This window comes from Pseudomonas fluorescens, from assembly GCF_902497895.1.
In the GTDB taxonomy this organism is placed as follows: Bacteria; Pseudomonadota; Gammaproteobacteria; order Pseudomonadales; family Pseudomonadaceae; genus Aquipseudomonas; species Aquipseudomonas fluorescens_BP.
Window position 1 is genome coordinate 1 of the sequence record NZ_CABVHQ010000038.1, and the last position, 19,233, is coordinate 19,233.

Sequence of the window (19,233 nt, forward strand, 5' to 3'; positions counted from 1 at the left end):
CGGCGGTCCGACAAGCCCCCTCGCCACAGGGGCTGCGTCCGGCGCTTAAGTCTCAGCTAACCCGCACATCCCGCATCAACAACCCAAAGCGCAATTCCACCTGGTCCGGTATCGGCAAATACACGGTATGCCCGTCCCCCGGCGCCACCTTGATGGCTTCACCTTTGGCGTTGTGCAGTTGATGCAGGTCGAAGTGGAAATTGCCCTGGGGGGTCATCAACTCCAGATGGTCGCCGAGCTGGAAGCGGTTTTTCACCCGGACTTCGGCCAGTCGATCACGCCGTTCGCCGCTCAGTTCGCCAACGAATTGCTGGCGCTCCGAGACGGAGCTGCCCTGCTGGTAATTCTGATACTCGTCATGCACATGCCGGCGCAGGAAGCCTTCGGTGTAACCGCGCTGGGCCAGGGATTCGAGGTCGGTCATCAGGCTGCGGTCGAATTCGCGGCCGGCCACGGCGTCATCGATCGCCTTGCGATAGACCTGCGTAGTCCTCGCACAATAGAAGTGGGACTTGGTCCTTCCCTCGATTTTCAATGAATGCACACCCATTTGGGTCAGGCGTTCGACGTGCTGCACGGCGCGCAGGTCCTTGGAGTTCATGATGTAGGTGCCGTGTTCATCCTCGAACGCGGGCATCAGTTCATCGGGACGGTTGGCTTCCTGCAGCAAAAATACCTGATCGGTCGGTGCGCCCTGGCCCAGGGTCGGCTCGGGCTGGAACTCCTGAACGATATCGCCGAGCTGATTCTCCATGGCCGGTTGCGCGGTGTATTTCCAGCGGCAGGCGTTGGTGCAACTGCCCTGATTGGCGTCGCGCTTGTTCATGTAGCCCGACAGCAGGCAACGACCGGAATAGGCCATGCACAACGCGCCATGGACGAACACTTCCAGCTCCATCCCGGGAACCTGCTGGCGAATCTCGGCGATTTCTTCAAGGGACAGTTCGCGGGAAAGGATAATCCGGCCCAGGCCTTGTTGCTGCCAGAACTCGACGCTGGCCCAGTTCACCGTATTGGCCTGCACCGACAAATGAATCGGCATCTGCGCAAAATGCCGGCGTACCAGCATGATCAACCCGGGATCGGACATGATCAGCGCATCCGGCGCCATGGCGATCACGGGCTCCAGGTCTTTGAGGAAGGTGCGCAATTTGGCGTTGTGCGGGGCGATGTTCACCACCACATAGAAACGCTTGCCCTGGGCCTGGGCTTCAGCAATGCCCAGGGCCAGGTTGGCATGATCGAATTCGTTATTGCGCACCCGCAGGCTGTAGCGCGGCTGCCCGGCGTACACCGCATCGGCACCGTAGGCGAAGGCATAACGCATGTTTTTCAGGGTGCCGGCTGGGGCGAGGAGTTCGGGAGTGGCGAGAGGCATGGCGGTTTCGATCACAAAAGGTCAGAAGGGTAAACCGGTCGCCTGCGGATGTAATTGATCTGGATCTATGCTCCATGAATAAAGATGGCACTCAGGCGCGCCTTGGCTGACTAAACACCAGGACGCCATCAGTCCTGCGCTTACTCACATGGATCGGACATGAACGAACCCACTCTGGAAAACAAATCGCTGCTGGTGCTGCTGGTCCTGGTGACCGTGGCCTTTATCTGGATTCTGTTGCCGTTTTACGGCGCGGTGTTCTGGGCGGTGATTCTCGGCATCGTCTTTGCGCCGTTGCAGCGGCGGATGCAATTGAAGTTCGGTTGGCAACGCACCCTGACCGCTCTGGTTACCCTGAGCATCTGCCTGGTGATTGCGATTTTGCCGGTGATCATCATCAGCGCCTTGCTGGTTCAGGAAGGGGCGACGCTGTACAAGAGTGTCGAAAGCGGGCAGTTGGACATTGCTGATTACCTGTCGCGGTTCAAACACAGCCTGCCACCGTACTTCCAGCATTTGCTTGACCGTTTTGGCATGGGGGATCTCGATGAGCTGCGCGAGAAAATCGTCAAAAGTGCCATGCAGGGTAGTCAGTTTTTCGCCACCCAGGCCTTCAGCTTCGGTCAGGGCACCTTCGAATTTGTGCTGGGTTTTTTCATCATGCTGTACCTGTTGTTCTTCTTTTTGCGCGACGGCGCGGAGCTGGCGCGCAAGATCCGCACGGCGATACCGCTGGATGACACACAGAAGCGCCGCTTGCAGCTGAAATTCAACCGCGTGGTGCGCGCCACGGTGAAGGGCAATGTGTTGGTGGCGGTCACTCAGGGGGCATTGGGCGGGGTGATTTTCTGGTTTCTCGACATTCCCAGCGCCTTGCTCTGGGCGGTAGTGATGGCATTCCTGTCACTGTTACCCGCGGTGGGAGCCGGGATCGTCTGGGCGCCGGTCGCTGCATTCTTTCTGTTCAGCGGGGCGATCTGGCAGGGAGTGGTGCTGGCGTTGTACGGAATACTGGTGATCGGCCTGGTCGACAACGTGCTGCGCCCGATGCTGGTGGGCAAGGACACGAAAATGCCGGATTACCTGATTCTGATTTCCACTCTGGGCGGGCTGGCGATTTTCGGACTGAACGGCTTTGTCATCGGACCCTTGATCGCCGCGCTGTTCATATCAAGCTGGGCGCTGTTCGTTGAAACCAAGCCTCGGGTGCAGTTGCCTTAGGCGCACATGTTATGAACATCCCGGCTTTGCGACAGTGCCTGAGCGGCGAGCAGTGAAGTGAACGGGCCGCTGATCGCCACGCCGTCCTGCATCAGATACCAACAAGCCAGCAGTCCCAGCTCTCTGAGCGGTTCGGGAACGGCGCTGCCCACTACGGACATGATTTGAACTTTGGACATAAGTACCTCCATCAGATGAGACTACCTTATGGGCCAAAGGGTTCAACGAGAAATCATCGCGCTCGATAGTGGACATCGACGCGGGCGAAATCGAAGGTGAAAAGCGTGGCAACGCATCAGGCCCCGTTCAAGTCGGGGCCCGAGAATGCTGCAGCGTGGTGATTACCAGCGTGGTCGACCGTAGTAACCGCGTGGTGGGCCATAGTAGTAGCCAGGTGGTGGACCGTAGTAGACCGGTGCGGGCCGGTAGTAGACCGGTCGCTCGATGTAAACCGGTTGTGGCTGGTAATAGACCGGTCGCGGCTGTTGTATGTAGACCGGTTGTGGCTGGACGTACACGGGCTGCTGCACATAGACCGGCCGGTCGCGACTGATGATTGCCGAGCCGACTATGGCGGCGCCGACCACCGCGCCGAATACCGCTGGCCCCCTCCAATCACCACCATGACCATGACCATGACCACCGGCGGATGCCTGACCTGTGACAGCGAGTGCCCCGATGAGCAAGGCCACTGTAGGGAGTTTGCGAATCATGGCAATTCCTCGTTTCGGCCCCAGCGCTTGTGGTCTGCAATAGACTCAAGGATTGTCGCGGGGATACTTCTCAGACAGCAATTTTTGAAAAATCTACCGAGCCATTGAGTAAATATTGTGTAAGGTCTGTAGCGGTTTCTTTACCTTGAGATGCCGCGAAACCAGGCTCCTGAGCTTCACTGAATAATGATCGAACAGAACCGGTGGGCTGGCTAATCCCGTCCATCTGAAAGTGCTTTTTGAAGGAGAAAAACATGCAGATGAACCCGAACAAAGACACCCAACTGTGCATGTCCCTGTCTGGGCGTCCGGGGAATTTCGGCCTGCGTTTTCATAACCATTTGTATGAGCAACTGGGGCTCAATTTTTATTACAAGGCGTTCAGCAGCAAGGATCTGCCAGGTGCGGTGGGTGGGATTCGTGCCTTGGGCATTCGCGGCTGCGGGGTCTCCATGCCGTTCAAGGAAGCCTGTATTGCCTTGGTCGATGAGCTGGATGAGTCAGCCAAGGCCATCCAGTCGATCAATACCATCGTCAACACCGATGGCCATCTCAAGGCCTACAACACCGATTACATCGCCATCGCGCAACTGCTCAAGACCCATGAAGTGCCACAGGACTCGAGCTTTGCCCTGCGCGGCAGCGGGGGAATGGCCAAGGCGGTGGCCAGCGCGCTACGTGACGGCGGCTACCGGAACGGTTTGATCGTCGCTCGTAATGCAGTGGCCGGTCGCGCCCTGGCGAGTTCCCTGGGCTTCCAATGGCTGCCAGAATTGGGTACCCAACGGCCCCGGATGCTGATCAACGTCACGCCAATCGGTATGGCCGGCGGAGCGGAAGTCGATCAGCTGGCTTTTGCAGCGGATGCCGTCGACTCGGCGGAAACGATCTTCGATGTGGTGGCGATTCCGTCGGAAACACCGCTGATCCTGCGCGGGCGCGCTCAAGGCAAACGCGTGATCACCGGGCTGGAAGTGATCGCCATCCAGGCACTTGAACAGTTTGTGTTGTACACCGGTGTGCGCCCGACCGAGGAGCAGTTCCAGAAGGCGGTGGCTTTCGCGCGGGGCTGATCGGAGGTCCAGGGTGGGGCGCGTCTGCGTAGCAGCTGCCGAGCCTGCGAGGCTGCGTTCGGCCGCGCAGCGGTCGCAATCCAGTGCATGCGGTTGTTCTGTTAAATCGCGATCGCAGGTTTTACGACTGCTTCGCAGCCGAACGCAGCCTCGCGCTGCTCGGCAGCTGCTACGCAGGGTCACTCCAGCCGGGCCAAGCGCTCTTCCAGCGCCGCAATCCGCGCTTCCAGTTCTTCGATGCGCTCCACCGACACGCCGCTGCCGCTGCCGCGATCCGTTGGATTCTGCCGTGCAGCCATAATCACTTCGATATCGGCCGGGTCGCCCAGTGCATGCATGTAGCGGTCTTCCCGCTGCCCGGCCTGACGTGGCAACAGCAATGCCAGGCCGCGGGCAATCAGCCGTTCCAGCTGGTGCACGACCTGTTCGGTGTCTTCGAAATCATGCATGCGACCGCTGCGGGTCAGCAGCTCATTGACAGTCTGCGGGCCGCGCAGAAACAGCAAGCCGGCCAGGATCACCTGGGCTGGCACCAGCTCCAGCGCCTTGTCCACCCGATGCTCCCAGCGATCGGCGCGGCTGCCCATGACCAGGCGAGTGAACCCCCGGCCTTCAAGAGCGCGAAGACTTTGGCCGACCTGGCCCTGGGTGAGGTTCATCACCGGTTCGCGGCTGGTTTTCTGATTGCAGGCAATGACCAGTGCATTGAGGGTCAACGGATAGGTTTCCGGGCTGGTGGCCTGTTTCTCGATCAAAGAGCCGAGAATGCGGATTTCCGTACTGCTGAGCCGCGGTTCATCGCTGGCGGTGTCGTGCTCGGTGCTCATCGCGCTTTCCCTATGCTGTCGAAGGCAACTAGCCTAATCCTTGCAGAATAAAAGACAAGCCACTAGGGTCTGTTGACGTTGGGTGACGTCGCGGCCGTTACCTAACGTCAACAGACCCCAAGCGCTTGAAGCATGGCTATAATCGCGCCAGGCTAACCTCCCGCCACAACCTGCGAGACTGTCATGACTATTTCTCTGTATGCCGCATCCGTCCCGGTTTTCAAACAAATGCTCAGCGCCCTGAGCGGCGTCCTGAACAAGGCCGAAGCCCACGCCACGGCAAAAAACATTGCACCAGAGGTCTTCCTGCAAGCGCGTCTGGCCCCGGACATGTTCCCGCTGGTACGCCAGGTGCAGATCGCCGTGGATTTCGCCAAAGGCGTTTCCGCGCGTCTGGCCGAGGTTGAGCTGCCGAAGTATGACGACACTGAAACCACCTTCGCCGAGCTGCAAGCGTTGATCAGCAAAGTCCTGGCCTTCATCGAGGAGATCAAGCCTGAACAAATCAACGGCAAGGAAGGGATCGAGATCATCACCCGTCAGGGCACGCCAAAAGAGAAACGCTTCACTGGCCAGGCTTACCTGCTGACCTACGGCCTGCCGCAGTTCTTCTTCCACGTCACCACCGCTTACGCGATCCTGCGTCACAACGGTGTGGAAGTCGGCAAGCGCGATTACATGGGCGCGTTCTAAACCCCCGCAGACACAAAAAAGCCCGGCAAGGTTCGCACTGAACCTTGCCGGGTTTTTTTTGGCTGAATATTATTTGGTGGCTGTGAGAGCGTGGCTTTCCCGCGAAGGCGGCCTGGCAGCCGGCCTATCTCTTTCTGGTGTACATATCCATTCCTGCGGTAACGCCGACTTATGGTTCCGCCCTTACGGCGTCTCCTTTCCAGACGCCGTGTAGGAGCTGCCGAAGGCTGCGATCTTTTGATCTTGGCGTTTGGTCGGTGTACATATCCATTCCTGCGGTAACGGCGACTTATGGTTCCGCCCTTACGGCGTGTCACTTTTTCAGACGCCGAAAAGTAACCAAAAGGCTTCGCCCCGGCGTCCGGCACCTCGCCTAGGCTCGGTGTTCCCTCGCTCCGGCATTCATCAGGGGGCATCGCCTCCGGTCTGCTTCGCGACGACCTCCTCTCGATGTGTTCGACTTCGTCGAACGGCGCTGCGCGCCTACCCCCTGATGAACGCCTCCACTCGGCCTCCCGAAGGGGCGGGTAGATCAAAAGCCAAAGCAACAGCAAGGCGGCCTACCGGCCGGCCTGTCTCTCGTGATGTACATAGATCCTTTGTGGGAGCGGGCTTGCCCGCGAAAGCGTCCTTGCAGGCACTGCAAATCCCACAGCCCACAAGAAACCCCACTGACCAGTACCGGTCAGCGGGCTTTCCCTGAATCAAACCTTTTGCGCGATACGCTCGGCCTGTTCTTCCTGGGCCAGGCAGGCCGCGGCGGTGAACAGTACGTCGGTGGAGGAGTTCAGTGCGGTTTCCGCCGAGTCCTGCAGCACGCCAATGATGAAACCGACGGCGACCACTTGCATGGCGATTTCACTGGGAATGCCGAACAGGCTGCACGCCAGCGGAATCAGCAGCAACGAACCACCGGCCACGCCCGATGCCCCGCAGGCGCAAATCGCTGCGACCACACTCAGCAGCACGGCCGTCGGAATGTCCACGGCAATCCCGAGGGTGTGCACGGCCGCCAGCGTCAACACGGTAATGGTAATCGCCGCGCCCGCCATGTTGATGGTGGCACCCAGCGGAATCGATACCGAATAGGTGTCTTCATGCAGGCCAAGTCGCTTGCTCAACTCCAGGTTGACCGGAATGTTCGCCGCCGAACTGCGGGTGAAAAACGCGGTAATCCCGCTTTCGCGCAGGCAAGTGAAGACCAGCGGGTAAGGATTGCGGCGCAGCTTCCAGAACACGATGGCCGGATTGATCACCAGGGCCACGAACAGCATGCAGCCGATCAGCTCGGCCAGCAGCTGCATATAGCCGAGCAGTGCGCCGAAACCGGAGGTGGCGAGGGTCGAAGCCACCAGGCCGAAGATCCCCAGCGGTGCGAAGCGGATCACCATGCGCACGATCAGCGTCACGCCATTGGACAGATCCCCCAGCACGGTACGGGTGGTTTCCCCGGCATGGCGGATGGCAATACCCATGCCGATCGCCCAAGCCAGGATGCCGATGAAATTGGCATTCATCAGGGCACTGAGCGGGTTGTCGACCACACTGAGCAGCAGGCTTTGCAGCACTTCACTGATCCCGCCTGGCGGGCTCACCGCCACATCCTGGGTGGCCAGCACCAGGCTGGAAGGAAACAGCGTGCTGGCGACCACCGCAACGACCGCCGCCGCAAAGGTGCCCAGCAGGTACAAAAACAGAATCGGCCGGATATGGGTTTCCTGACCCAGCTTGTGGTTGGCGATCGAAGCCATCACCAGCACAAACACCAGAATCGGCGCGACGGCTTTGAGGGCCGAGACAAAGACTTTGCCGATAAAGGTTGTCGATCGCGCCACTTCGGGCATGAGCAACGCCAGCAGAATACCGGCGATCAGGCCGATAACGATCTGGGTCACCAGGCTGGTGCGTTTGAGTTTTTGCAATGGAGAAAGGGCGGCAGCAGTCATAGCGGTATCTCGGATTTTTTATAGAGTGTTGTGGTTCAACGAGGGGGCAGCAGTAAAACCCGTGGCCGTGAACGGTCGAAGAACGGGGTGTCTCTGGAAGGGGCCGGACTTTATCACACCGCAGGCCGATTCCTGGGGGCCTGTGACGATCTGCCGCCAGAGGTTCAGGGTTGTCTGGCCGGTTCAGCCACCCGCTGGCAGAGACTCTCTGCTAAGATTCGCGATCCTCTTTTTTCATCTCCAATCAGTGGGCCTCGGGCTATCGCTGGCGTCGTTGTTTGCGGAGTTATGCATGTTGTTGCCCATTTTGCTGTTGTCGGCCGCCGGTTTTACCGTGCTGACCACAGAGTTCATCATCGTCGGTCTATTACCATCCATCGCCCGCGATCTGGAGGTCAGTGTGTCCCAGGCTGGTTTACTGGTGACCTTGTTCGCTTTTACCGTGGCCGCCTTCGGACCGTTTCTGACCGCTTACTGTGCTCGCTTCGAGCGTAAACGGCTGTTTATCACGGTATTGGTGATGTTCGGACTGGCCAACACCCTGGCGGCGCTGGCACCCAATATCGGCGTCATGGCCGTGGCCCGGTTGATTCCAGCCCTCGGTTTGCCGGTGTTCTGGGCCTTGGCCAGTGAGACGGCCGTAGGAATCGTCGGGCCGGATTACGCCGGACGGGCGATTGCGAAAATCGGTTTCGGGATAGTCTGCGCCACGGTGTTCGGGATTCCCGTGGGAACCTTGATATCCGATGCCTTCGGCTGGCGCAGTGTGTTTGGCATTCTGGCCGTGATCGCTTTTGCCAAGGCGCTGCTGCTGTTCATCTATTTGCCGCAAACCGACTTGCACAAACAGCAGGTGAGTTTCCGTTCGCAGTTGAAAATCCTGCGCAGCCCGTTGATGCAGGGGCATGTCTTGTTGTCGATCCTGGTGTTCAGCGGCATGTTCACCGCTTACACCTATCTGGCCGACATCCTCGAACGGCTGGCCGGTTTCGACGGCACCCTGGTCGGCTGGTGCCTGATGGGCTTCGGTGCGATGGGGCTGATTGGCAACTCGCTGGGTGGACGCATGGTCGATCGCCATCCGCTGATCGCCTCGATGGTGTTCTGTGCCTTCATGATCGGCGGCATGGTGGCGCTGGTGCCGGCCATTCACTCGACCCTGGGGCTGGCGGCGGCGATGGGGATCTGGGGTGTCACCCAGGCGGCGCTGTTCCTGGTCAGCCATGTGCGCTTGATAAAGGTCGCACCGCAGGCACCGGCCTTCGCCGCTTCGCTGAATATCGCCGGGGCCAACCTGGGAATCGGCCTGGGCGCGATGGTCGGTGGGCGGGTGATCGATACCCTGGGGCTGGGCAGTCTCGGCTTTGCGGCAGCGGGCTTTATCGTGCTGTCGATCCTGCTGGCGTTGTTGCTGATGACCGCCAAACCCCGGGCGGTCTGCGCCTGAATCCTCAGGGAGTCATCGCGGTAAACAGCTCGCGTCGGGCACCTTCGGTAATGGCGACAATGCCGGGGTGCTTGACCTTGCGCTCCACCGAAATGGCGTAGAAGGATTCGCTCACCGCATCGGTCTGGCCGATCAACTCGACGCCGTACTGACGTTTCACTTCGTCGGCAATCACGCTCGGGGCGATGAATATCCCGCTGCCGGATTGGCCAAAGGCCTGCATCAACGCGCTGTCATCGAACTCGCCGACGATCCGGGGCTGGATCTGCTGTTCGGCCAACCAGCGCAGCAAACGACTGCGGACCACGGTTTCCTGTCCGGGAATCAATAGTGGAGCGCCGTGCAAACCTTGTGGGAAATCTGTCCCGTAACGTGCAGCCAGCGCCGCGGTGGCAAAAAAACTGATGCCGCATTCGCCGAGTTTCTGGCTGTAGCCCTTGATGTCCAGGTGCGACGGCATCGGGCTGTCGGAGATCACCAGGTCCAGACGCTGGATCGCCAGGTCGGCGAGCAGCCGTTCGAGTTTGTCCTCTCGGCAGGTGATGCGCAGCGGTTCGCTCAGTTCCATGGTCGGCGCGATCAGCCGATAGACGATCGACTTGGGCACCACGTCGGCCACCCCGACCCGGAACAGAAGCTGCTGCTCGTTGGGTTGGGCCCTGAGCATGGCCTCCAGCTCGCCACCCAGCTGGAACATCTGTTCGGCATAGGGCAGGGTCTGGCGTCCGGCTTCCGTCAGCTCGAGCTGACGGCCGACCCGGCGAAACAACTCGATCCCGTAGGTCTGTTCGAGCAGGCTGATTTGCCCGCTGATGGTCTGGGGCGTCAGGTTCAGCTGCTCGCAGGCCCGAACGATGCTGCCCGTCTTGGCCACCACCCAGAAGTAATGCAGTTGTCGGTAATTGAGCATAGGGGCATTCAGTTCGTAAAAACCGAAGTATAGCTGCTAAAAATACGAATTTTCCTGAAGTGTTTACCTCCTTAGAATGCTGCGCTATCGACGGGCCATTATTTAAGGCCGTACGTTATATCGAGGAAGCATGATGAAACTCACATCCATAGGCGTCGCTTCGCTGCTGGCGCTTTCAGTGCTGGTACTCAGTGGCTGCGACCAGGTCGAGAAAAGTACTCAGCAAGTGATGGACAAAGCGGCCGAGACGGCGAAACAGGCCATCGACGATACCCGGATCGCCGCGGAGCAAGCATTACGCGACGCGACTCAAGACATTCTCGGCACCCAGGAAAAACCCGCTGACGAGCGCCAACAGCGCGAAGATTCGTCGCAGGAAATCTAACCCCGTCGTACACCGATTTCAGGACTGACTCATGGAATACCTTTTACAACTCGCTGCCAGCCCCACCGCCTGGGTAGCCTTGGCTACCTTGATCGTCATGGAAATCGTGCTCGGCATCGACAACCTGATTTTCATCTCGATTCTCACCAACAAGCTGCCTGAGCAGCACCGGGCCAAGGCGCGGCGTATCGGCATCAGCATGGCGCTGGTTCTGCGCCTGGGCCTGCTCAGCACCATCGCGTTCATTGTGCAGTTGACCGAACCGGTCATCGATGTGCTCGGCCAGGTATTCTCCTGGAAAGACATGATCCTGATTGCCGGCGGTCTGTTCCTGCTGTGGAAAGCCACCACCGAGATCCACCACAGCATGGATCCGGAGTCGCAAGAAACGGCCTCCGCGACTTCGGGCGTATCCATTGGGTTCGCGGCAGCGATCGGTCAGATCCTGTTGCTCGATATGGTGTTCTCGATCGACAGCATCATTACCGCCGTCGGCATGACCGAACACTTGCCGATCATGATCATCGCGGTGGTGGTCTCGGTACTGGTGATGTTGCTCGCCGCCGAACCGTTGGCGAAGTTCATCAACAATAACCCGACCGTGGTGATGCTGGCCCTGGGCTTCCTGATAATGATCGGTATGACCCTGATCGCCGAAGGCTTCGGCGCCCACGTTCCGAAGGGCTATGTCTACGCGGCCATGGCGTTCTCGGCGGCGATTGAAAGCTTGAACATGCTCTCGCGCCGCGCTCGGCAAAAGCGTGTGGCTGCTGCAGCTTAATCAGCGGCCACACTGAACGGTCGTCTGTGCTCGAAAGGGCGCAGACGACCGTTTTTTTATGCGGGATTCAAATGCCAGTCAGTGCGCCCCAGCAATGCGCCGGGCGGGTTTCGGGTTTTTGCTCGGTGCTGTTGGTTGGTGCGGGTGATGATGTCTGCGAGTAATGCGCAGTACGCCCCACAGCATCGCCCCAGCAACGGCCAGCCAGCCACAGATCAGAATGAATATTGTCGTTGCCAGGCTCATAAGTGCCTCCTCAGTGTCCAGCCGCGAACACACACTCCTGCAATGGACAGTCTAGTCGCAGATGTGTTTCAAGCTACCGACGAACAGTCGAGAGCCATCAACCAGTTCGCTCTATCGGCCGCTGCCATCTGCCGTTTAAGGCTATACCGAGGTTCAAGACCGCCCTATGATCGAAGCCCAAGCCGGGAGTGTGTTTGCCTGGCATCTGAACAAGAGAGTGATGATGGTGCGGGTATTTCTTCGATTTCGATGGGCGCTGTTGGCCAGTGCCTGTGTTCTGAGTCTGGCGGGTTGCGCCGGCAGCGTGCAGCCGCAGATCCAGCGCTTGCCGGAGCGTGTCGAGCTCAACGGCGTGCCGTTCTTCCGTAGCGAACTCTATCAGAGCGGGCCCGCGACCCTGGCCAGCATGCTATCCCAGCAGGGCATCGTGATTACCCCGGGGTTGCTGGACAAGCCGCTGCATTTGCCGGGCGCTGAAGACCGGTTGCAGCAGAACATGCAGACCCTGGCCCGCGAGTACGGCATGGTGGTCTATCCGCTCGATAGCAATCTTGCGGCGTTATTGACTCAGGTTGCGGCCGGTTATCCGGTGCTGGTGCGCTTCAGCGAATTCTGGTCCGGGCCAAGGTATGCCGTGCTCGCGGGCTACAACCGGCATAAACAGACAGTCCTGCTCCGGGCGGGGATGAACCGTCGTCTGCTGATGGACTTCAAGTCGTTTGAGTCCGCCTGGGAAAGTGCTGGCAGTTGGGCTGTGCTGATCCAGGGGCCGACGCAGATACCGGCCGGAGTCGACTCGCAGCGCTGGCTGAAAGCGGCCGATGAGCTGGCTCAGGCCGGTCAGGAACAGGCCGCGGCGAGAGCCACCAAAGCCTTGAGTGCGCCCTGACTCAACGCATGAAAAACGGCGCTGTCGAGCGCCGTTGAAGGTGAAGGCCCTGATATCACAGTCAGGTTTTTTTTTGCGTTTATCCAGCGCTATTCAGACGTCTGGACCACCTCGCTTTGGCGGCTCTTGAGGTTCTTGGCGGCTTTGTATTGCAAGGCAGCACCGGGTACCGAACCGCTTTTCCCGGTTTCGAGCCACTTGCGGATACGGCTGGCATCAGCGAAATGGGTGTATTTGCCAAAGGCGTCAAGGATCACCAGGGCGACCTGACGATTGGCCATGCGGGTCACCAGGACCAGGCAGTGACCCGCCTGGTTGGTAAAGCCGGTCTTGGTCAGCTGGATGTCCCAGTTGTCCTTTCTGACCAAATGATCGGTATTGCGAAAGCCCAGACTGTAAGTGGGCTTGCGGAAGGTCACGGTCTTTTCCTTGGTGGTACTCAGCTCGCTGAGCATCGGGTACTTGTGGGCGGCCTGTACCAGCTTGCTCAAATCGCGGGCAGTGGAAACGTTGCGAGTCGACAGGCCGGTAGGCTCCACGTAGTGGGTGCTGGTCATGCCCAGCGCCTTGGCCTTGGTGTTCATCGCAGCGATAAACGCGACGTAACCACCAGGGTAGTGATGGGCCAGGCTGGCGGCTGCACGGTTCTCCGAGGACATCAGGGTGATCAGCAGCATGTCCTTGCGGCTCAATTCGCTGTTGAGTTTTACCCGGGAGAACACCCCTTTCATTTCCGGGGTGTCGCTGATCGACACGGAAATGTATTCGTCCATCGACTGCTTGGCTTCGAGGATGATCAAGCCGGTCATCAGTTTGGTAACCGAAGCGATAGGGACGACGACGTCCGGGTTGCTCGCATAGATGATCTTGTTGGTCTGCATGTCGATCAGCAGCGCGCTGCCGGAGGCAATGTGCAGTTGGGAGGTGTCTCGGGGGGCTTCGATGGTTTCACGAGCATAAAGGTTCGGCGTGGTAAAAGTGCCTGTAAATGCAAAAAATAGGCTGAGGATAGAAATACGGATTTTCACGCGGGCGGACTCGTTAAAAGGTGGATATGCCGTCGTGCAACGGGCTTTACTCGAAGAAACGTTACATTTTATGAGTATGTGCCAGGAAAGCGCTACCCGCCCGCTAAACAGGGGCTTTCGATGAACTAAATTTGGTGCTGTATCAGCTATTTATCAGTTTGATCGGCCTTGAGGATTCGGGCGGTATTTTGCCACGCCAAAACAAAAAACCCCGCCAAATGGGCGGGGTTCTTTATCAAGTCTTCAAGCAAAACCTGAGATCAGTCGTGCAGCGTTTCCGCTGCGTACAGCGTGTTTTCCAGCAGGCAGGCACGGGTCATCGGGCCGACCCCGCCTGGAACCGGAGTAATCCAGCCGGCGCGGGGCAGGGCGGTTTCATAAACCACATCGCCGACCAGCTTGCCGTCTTCCTGGCGGTTGATGCCCACGTCAATGACGATTGCGCCTTCCTTGATCCACTCGCCCTTGACCAGGCCCGGCTTGCCGGCGGCCACCACCACCAGATCGGCGCGGCCGACGTGGCCGGCCAGATTCTTGGTGAAACGGTGGGTGACGGTGACGGTGCAGCCGGCCAGCAGCAATTCCATCGCCATCGGACGCCCGACGATGTTGGAAGCACCCACCACCACGGCATCCATTCCATAAAGGTCGGCACCGGTGCTTTCCAGCAGGGTGATGATGCCTTTTGGCGTGCAGGGACGAAGCAAGGGAATGCGTTGTGCCAGGCGGCCGACGTTATAAGGGTGGAAACCATCCACGTCCTTGTCCGGGCGAATGCGTTCCAGCAGTCTGGAAGCTTCCAGTTGTCCGGGAAGCGGCAGCTGAAGCAGGATGCCGTCGATGTTCGGGTCATCGTTGAGGCGATCGATCAGATCGGTCAATGCTTCCTGGGTGGTGTCGGAGGGCAAGTCATAGGCCTGCGAAAGGAAGCCGACTTCTTCGCAGTCTTTACGCTTGTGCGAGACATAAACTTGAGAGGCGGGGTCGCTGCCGACCAGGATCACCGCGAGGCCAGGAGTGCGCAAGCCTTGCTGGCGACGCTCGGCGACACGTTTGGCGATCTGCTGGCGCAGGCGAGCGGCGATCGCTTTGCCGTCGATTAGTTGTGCAGTCATGACGCGTGATTAACCATCGAGAGGGGGAAGAAAAGAGAACGCATTCTCGCATGTCGTGACGTGAGGGCAAAGGCGCTTGGTCTGCAAATTCCCCTAACCCCTTTAATTAAATGAATTTTTTTCAGAAAAGAGTTGACGACCTGGCGGACCGCCTATAACATTCGTCGCACTTGTCGGGCACAGCCTAGCACTGGTTAAGAAGGTTGAGCAGGGTTGATGTTTAACTCGGTAAGACTGAAAGCACTTAGTTTGTAATCGTCCAAGAATACAGATTAACAAGGCGCCCGTAGCTCAGCTGGATAGAGCATCCGCCTTCTAAGCGGATGGTCGCAGGTTCGAGTCCTGCCGGGTGCGCCATTAGGCAGCTTTGGCACAAGTAACGCAACAAGGCAATATGGTGGGCGTAGCTCAGTTGGTAGAGCACGGGATTGTGACTCCCGTTGTCGAGGGTTCGATCCCCTTCGTCCACCCCATATTTAGAAAGGCGCCAGATTAATAATCTGGCGCCTTTGCTTTAAAAGCTTGATACGCGGACGTGGTGGAATTGGTAGACACACTGGATTTAGGTTCCAGCGCCGAAAGGTGTAAGAGTTCGAGTCTCTTCGTCCGCACCAATTAAGTAGCTATTTAATAGCAGATAACGGCGCAGCACCTGAAAAGGGCTGCGCCGTTTTCGTTTCAGAAGTCGGCGCGGCCGCGGGTACCGAGCTGACAAGGTGACGGTTCGTCGTCATTATGTTGCTGAATGATGCCTGGTTCATCTGCCGGATCCCCTGGGGTCCTGGCTGTCAGGGCGGCGATTGCTCCGTCCTTCTATATATAGAAGGGCTGGCCCAAGGCCCTGGCTCGATTAGCTGTATTTGCTCTCAGGGCGGGGCGCAACCGCTTGTCCCTCGCCTATAAATTGCCTGCTGCTTTTTTACCCGTTTTCAGTAGGGTGACTTCTTGAGTTTGACCCACTAGAATGCATGCCCTTGATTCTGGGGTCGGAAACGGCCGGCTAACGTCTGTGCAACGAGGAATATCCATGCAAGTTTCTGTTGAAAATACTTCTGCTCTTGAGCGCCGCATGAGCATCACCGTGCCGGCTGAGCGCATCGAGACTCAGGTCAACAAGCGTCTGCAGCAGACTGCCCAAAAGGCCAAGATCGCTGGCTTCCGTCCAGGCAAAGTGCCAATGAGCGAAATCAAGCGTCGTTTCGGTGCTGATGCGCGTCAGGAAGCTGTAGGCGACGTGATCCAGTCTTCTTTCTACGAAGCTGTTGTCGAGCAGAAGCTGAACCCGGCTGGCGCGCCTTCGATCGAGCCTAAGTCGATCGAAGCCGGCAAAGACCTGGAATACGTCGCAACTTTCGAAGTGTTCCCTGAGTTCACCGTTGCCGGCTTCGACACCATCAATGTCGAGCGCCTGAGCGCTGACGTGGCGGACGCCGATCTCGACAAGATGCTGGAAGTCCTGCGCAAGCAGAACATCCGTTATGAGCAAGCTGATCGCGCTGCCCAGAACGAAGACCAGCTGAACATCGATTTCGTTGGCAAGGTCGACGGCGAAGTGTTCGCTGGCGGTTCTGCCAAGGGTACTCAGCTGGTTCTGGGTTCCGACCGCATGATCCCTGGCTTCGAAGACGGTCTGGTTGGCGCCAAGGCTGGTGAAGAACGTGTTCTGAACCTGACCTTCCCCGAGGACTATCAGAACCTGGACCTGGCTAGCAAGGCAGTAGAGTTCACCGTTACCGTGAACACTGTCTCCGAGCCGAAATTGCCGGAACTGAGCGAAGAATTCTTCGCTCAATTCGGTATCAAGGAAACAGGTATTGAAGGTTTCCGCGCCGAAGTTCGCAAGAACATGGAGCGTGAGCTGCGTCAGGCGATCAAATCCAAGGTCAAGAATCAGGTAATGGACGGTCTGCTGGCCTCCAACCCGATCGAAATCCCGAAATCCCTGCTGGAAAACGAAGTCAACCGTCTGCGCGTGCAAGCTGTTCAGCAGTTCGGTGGCAACATCAAGCCTGATCAACTGCCGGTCGAGCTGTTCGAAGAGCAAGCCCGTCGCCGTGTGGTGCTGGGTCTGATCGTGGCTGAAGTGGTCAAGCAATTCGACCTCAAGCCTGACGAAGCTCGCGTTCGCGAAATGATTCAGGAAATGGCTTCGGCGTATCAAGAGCCTGAGCAGGTTGTGTCCTGGTATTACAAGAACGACCAGCAGCTGAACGAAGTCCGTTCGGTTGTGCTGGAAGAGCAAGTTGTGGATACTGTTCTGCAGAAAGCTAGCGTGACCGACAAATCGGTCTCTTACGAAGAAGCGGTCAAGCCGGTGGAAGCACCACAAGCTGACTGATTTCTCTTTGTTTGAAAATACACACATAAGCCAGCCTTTGCGCTGGCTTATGCGTATTCAAGACATAACTATTTGGGAGTGACTGCCGGACATGTCCCGCAATTCTTATTATCAGCAGAGCTCTGACATCCAGGCCGCAGGCGGCCTGGTCCCGATGGTTATCGAGCAGTCCGCCCGTGGCGAACGTGCCTATGACATCTACTCGCGCCTCCTCAAGGAGCGAGTGATCTTCCTGATTGGCCCGGTAGAAGACTACATGGCCAACCTGGTCGCGGCGCAACTGCTGTTCCTTGAAGCGGAAAATCCGGACAAGGACATCCATCTTTACATCAACTCACCAGGCGGTTCGGTGACTGCGGGGATGTCGATCTACGACACCATGCAATTCATCAAGCCCGACGTTTCGACCATCTGCATCGGCCAGGCCTGTAGCATGGGCGCTTTCCTGCTCGCCGGTGGCGCTGCGGGCAAACGTCACTGCCTGCCCAACTCGCGCATGATGATTCACCAGCCGTTGGGCGGTTTCCAGGGGCAGGCGTCGGATATCGACATTCATGCCAGGGAAATCCTCGCCATTCGTCTTCGCCTGAACTCGTTGCTGGCCCATCACACCGGGCAAAGCCTTGAAGTCATCGAGCGCGATACCGAGCGTGATAACTTCATGAGTGCAGAGCGTGCGGCCGAATATGGCCTGATCGATTCTGTGATCACCAAGCGTCAAATGCCCGCCTAAGCAGCTCAAATGTAGGTGGTTGGGTTTAACTGGCCACCTGCGGGCTTGAAAAAGCCCGCAATAGCCTTCATCTTGTGTTGCAAGCCTATCGGATTTGGATCGATCGAATGACTGACACCCGCAACGGCGAGGACAACGGCAAATTGCTCTATTGCTCCTTCTGTGGCAAAAGCCAGCATGAAGTGCGCAAATTGATTGCCGGCCCCTCGGTCTTTATCTGCGACGAGTGCGTCGACCTGTGCAATGACATCATCCGTGAGGAGGTGCAGGAAGCACAGGCTGAAAGCAGCGCGCATAAATTGCCTTCGCCTAAAGAAATCAGCGGCATCCTTGACCAGTATGTGATTGGTCAGGAGCGTGCGAAAAAGGTTCTGGCCGTAGCGGTGTACAACCACTACAAACGCCTCAACCAGCGTGACAAAAAGAATGACGACGTCGAACTCGGCAAGAGCAACATCTTGCTGATCGGCCCGACAGGCTCGGGTAAAACCCTGCTTGCCGAAACACTGGCTCGCCTGCTGAATGTACCTTTCACCATCGCTGATGCCACCACCCTCACCGAAGCAGGTTATGTCGGTGAAGATGTGGAGAACATCATTCAGAAACTGCTGCAGAAATGCGATTACGACGTAGAGAAAGCCCAGATGGGCATTGTCTACATCGATGAGATCGACAAGATCTCGCGCAAATCCGACAACCCTTCGATTACCCGGGATGTCTCCGGCGAAGGCGTGCAGCAGGCATTGCTCAAGTTGATCGAAGGCACTGTGGCTTCCGTACCGCCTCAAGGTGGTCGCAAGCACCCACAGCAGGAATTCCTTCAGGTCGATACGCGTAACATCCTGTTCATCTGCGGTGGTGCGTTCTCCGGGCTGGAAAAGGTCATTCAAAGCCGTTCCACCCGTGGCGGCATTGGCTTCAACGCCGAAGTGCGCAGCAAGGAAGAGGGCAAGAAGGTCGGTGAATCCCTGCGTGAAGTCGAACCTGACGATCTGGTCAAGTTCGGTCTGATCCCGGAATTCGTTGGTCGTCTGCCGGTTCTTGCCACCCTGGACGAGCTCGACGAAGCTGCGTTGATGCAGATTCTCACCGAGCCCAAAAATGCTCTGACCAAGCAGTACGCCAAGCTGTTCGAGATGGAAGGCGTCGATCTGGAGTTCCGTGCCGACGCTCTCAAGTCGGTGGCCAAGCGTGCGCTTGAGCGCAAGACCGGTGCTCGTGGATTGCGTTCGATCCTCGAAGGCGTGTTGCTCGACACTATGTACGAGATCCCCTCGCAGTCCGAGGTGAGTAAAGTAGTGATCGACGAAAGCGTTATAGAAGGCAAGTCCAAGCCACTGTATATCTACGAAAACAGTGAGCCGACGGCCAAGGCAGTGCCAGACGCTTAAGCGTCGCACTGCTGGATTCAAGAAGGGGCCTTCGGGCCCCTTTGCTTTTGCAGGAACTTTCAAAGGTTCGGGCCGCGTCGGACGATCTTTTAAGCTTGTTTTTTTCGAAGGCAGCCCCC

The 19,233-nt window shown here is 58.0% G+C and carries 19 protein-coding genes and 3 tRNA genes; 13 read left to right on the forward strand and 9 right to left on the reverse strand.

Annotated features, from left to right (window positions below):
- Positions 1-52 precede the first annotated feature (52 nt).
- On the reverse strand, positions 53-1,378 hold the full coding sequence (gene yegQ / locus F8N21_RS18825) for a tRNA 5-hydroxyuridine modification protein YegQ (RefSeq protein ID WP_150643556.1): 1,326 nt from the start codon (positions 1,376-1,378) through the stop codon (positions 53-55).
- A gap of 159 nt (positions 1,379-1,537) precedes the next feature.
- Between yegQ and F8N21_RS18830 the strand changes: the two genes are divergently transcribed.
- On the forward strand, positions 1,538-2,599 hold the full coding sequence (locus tag F8N21_RS18830; protein WP_150643557.1) for an AI-2E family transporter: 1,062 nt from the start codon (positions 1,538-1,540) through the stop codon (positions 2,597-2,599).
- Here F8N21_RS18830 and F8N21_RS18835 read toward each other — a convergent pair.
- The 3 genes from F8N21_RS18835 to F8N21_RS18845 form a co-directional block, all read right to left on the reverse strand.
- Positions 2,596-2,778 (reverse strand): hypothetical protein, encoded by a 183-nt coding sequence (locus F8N21_RS18835; protein WP_150643558.1) that lies wholly within the window; start codon positions 2,776-2,778, stop codon positions 2,596-2,598. The two genes, F8N21_RS18830 and F8N21_RS18835, sit on opposite strands and share 4 nt — an antisense overlap.
- A gap of 162 nt (positions 2,779-2,940) precedes the next feature.
- Positions 2,941-3,312 carry a hypothetical protein gene (locus F8N21_RS18840; RefSeq protein ID WP_150643559.1) on the reverse strand — a complete coding sequence of 124 codons (372 nt, stop codon included), beginning with the start codon at positions 3,310-3,312 and terminating at the stop codon, positions 2,941-2,943.
- 70 nt (positions 3,313-3,382) lie between these two features.
- Positions 3,383-3,568: a hypothetical protein gene (locus F8N21_RS18845; RefSeq protein WP_150643560.1), complete on the reverse strand. Its 186-nt coding sequence runs from the start codon at positions 3,566-3,568 to the stop codon at positions 3,383-3,385.
- Between F8N21_RS18845 and F8N21_RS18850 the strand changes: the two genes are divergently transcribed.
- Positions 3,567-4,385 (forward strand): shikimate 5-dehydrogenase, encoded by an 819-nt coding sequence (locus F8N21_RS18850; protein WP_150643561.1) that lies wholly within the window; start codon positions 3,567-3,569, stop codon positions 4,383-4,385. The two genes, F8N21_RS18845 and F8N21_RS18850, sit on opposite strands and share 2 nt — an antisense overlap.
- A gap of 179 nt (positions 4,386-4,564) precedes the next feature.
- On the opposite strand, the gene F8N21_RS18855 is transcribed toward F8N21_RS18850, so the two are convergent.
- Positions 4,565-5,212 carry a YceH family protein gene (locus F8N21_RS18855; RefSeq protein ID WP_150643562.1) on the reverse strand — a complete coding sequence of 216 codons (648 nt, stop codon included), beginning with the start codon at positions 5,210-5,212 and terminating at the stop codon, positions 4,565-4,567.
- Positions 5,213-5,395: 183 nt separating this feature from the next.
- Here F8N21_RS18855 and F8N21_RS18860 point away from each other — a divergent pair, with 183 nt between their 5' ends.
- Positions 5,396-5,905, forward strand: a complete 510-nt coding sequence (locus F8N21_RS18860; protein ID WP_150643563.1) for a DUF1993 family protein — start codon at positions 5,396-5,398, stop codon at positions 5,903-5,905.
- 704 nt (positions 5,906-6,609) lie between these two features.
- On the opposite strand, the gene sstT is transcribed toward F8N21_RS18860, so the two are convergent.
- Complete coding sequence (sstT, locus tag F8N21_RS18870; RefSeq protein WP_150643564.1) at positions 6,610-7,851, reverse strand: serine/threonine transporter SstT; 1,242 nt, start codon at positions 7,849-7,851, stop codon at positions 6,610-6,612.
- A 292-nt stretch (positions 7,852-8,143) separates the two neighbouring features.
- Here sstT and F8N21_RS18875 point away from each other — a divergent pair, with 292 nt between their 5' ends.
- The gene (locus F8N21_RS18875) at positions 8,144-9,298 is read left to right on the forward strand and encodes an MFS transporter (protein ID WP_150643565.1); all 1,155 of its coding nucleotides are present in this window, start codon (positions 8,144-8,146) and stop codon (positions 9,296-9,298) included.
- Between the two features lie 4 nt (positions 9,299-9,302).
- On the opposite strand, the gene nhaR is transcribed toward F8N21_RS18875, so the two are convergent.
- Positions 9,303-10,208, reverse strand: coding sequence for a transcriptional activator NhaR (gene nhaR / locus F8N21_RS18880; RefSeq protein WP_150643566.1), 906 nt, complete (start codon positions 10,206-10,208; stop codon positions 9,303-9,305).
- Between the two features lie 133 nt (positions 10,209-10,341).
- Between nhaR and F8N21_RS18885 the strand changes: the two genes are divergently transcribed.
- From F8N21_RS18885 to F8N21_RS18895, 3 genes are all read left to right on the forward strand, one after another.
- Complete coding sequence (locus F8N21_RS18885; RefSeq protein ID WP_150643567.1) at positions 10,342-10,593, forward strand: hypothetical protein; 252 nt, start codon at positions 10,342-10,344, stop codon at positions 10,591-10,593.
- Between the two features lie 31 nt (positions 10,594-10,624).
- Complete coding sequence (locus tag F8N21_RS18890) at positions 10,625-11,374, forward strand: TerC family protein (protein WP_150643568.1); 750 nt, start codon at positions 10,625-10,627, stop codon at positions 11,372-11,374.
- Positions 11,375-11,786: 412 nt separating this feature from the next.
- Complete coding sequence (locus F8N21_RS18895; RefSeq protein WP_191624353.1) at positions 11,787-12,509, forward strand: peptidase C39 family protein; 723 nt, start codon at positions 11,787-11,789, stop codon at positions 12,507-12,509.
- Positions 12,510-12,598: 89 nt separating this feature from the next.
- On the opposite strand, the gene pbpG is transcribed toward F8N21_RS18895, so the two are convergent.
- Positions 12,599-13,537 carry a D-alanyl-D-alanine endopeptidase gene (gene pbpG, locus F8N21_RS18900; protein ID WP_150643569.1) on the reverse strand — a complete coding sequence of 313 codons (939 nt, stop codon included), beginning with the start codon at positions 13,535-13,537 and terminating at the stop codon, positions 12,599-12,601.
- A 260-nt stretch (positions 13,538-13,797) separates the two neighbouring features.
- Positions 13,798-14,652 carry a bifunctional methylenetetrahydrofolate dehydrogenase/methenyltetrahydrofolate cyclohydrolase FolD gene (folD, locus tag F8N21_RS18905; protein WP_150643570.1) on the reverse strand — a complete coding sequence of 285 codons (855 nt, stop codon included), beginning with the start codon at positions 14,650-14,652 and terminating at the stop codon, positions 13,798-13,800.
- A gap of 280 nt (positions 14,653-14,932) precedes the next feature.
- On the opposite strand from folD, the gene F8N21_RS18910 reads away from it, so the two are divergent.
- The 6 genes from F8N21_RS18910 (at position 14,933) to clpX (ending at position 19,114) form a co-directional block, all read left to right on the forward strand.
- Positions 14,933-15,009: transfer RNA gene (locus F8N21_RS18910), tRNA-Arg, on the forward strand.
- Between the two features lie 40 nt (positions 15,010-15,049).
- Positions 15,050-15,125, forward strand: a tRNA-His gene (locus F8N21_RS18915).
- A gap of 56 nt (positions 15,126-15,181) precedes the next feature.
- Positions 15,182-15,266 (forward strand) — tRNA-Leu (locus F8N21_RS18920).
- Between the two features lie 413 nt (positions 15,267-15,679).
- Complete coding sequence (gene tig / locus F8N21_RS18925; RefSeq protein WP_150643571.1) at positions 15,680-16,990, forward strand: trigger factor; 1,311 nt, start codon at positions 15,680-15,682, stop codon at positions 16,988-16,990.
- A gap of 91 nt (positions 16,991-17,081) precedes the next feature.
- Positions 17,082-17,723, forward strand: a complete 642-nt coding sequence (gene clpP, locus F8N21_RS18930) for an ATP-dependent Clp endopeptidase proteolytic subunit ClpP (RefSeq protein WP_150643572.1) — start codon at positions 17,082-17,084, stop codon at positions 17,721-17,723.
- A gap of 107 nt (positions 17,724-17,830) precedes the next feature.
- Complete coding sequence (gene clpX, locus F8N21_RS18935; protein WP_150643573.1) at positions 17,831-19,114, forward strand: ATP-dependent Clp protease ATP-binding subunit ClpX; 1,284 nt, start codon at positions 17,831-17,833, stop codon at positions 19,112-19,114.
- Positions 19,115-19,233: the final 119 nt, after the last annotated feature.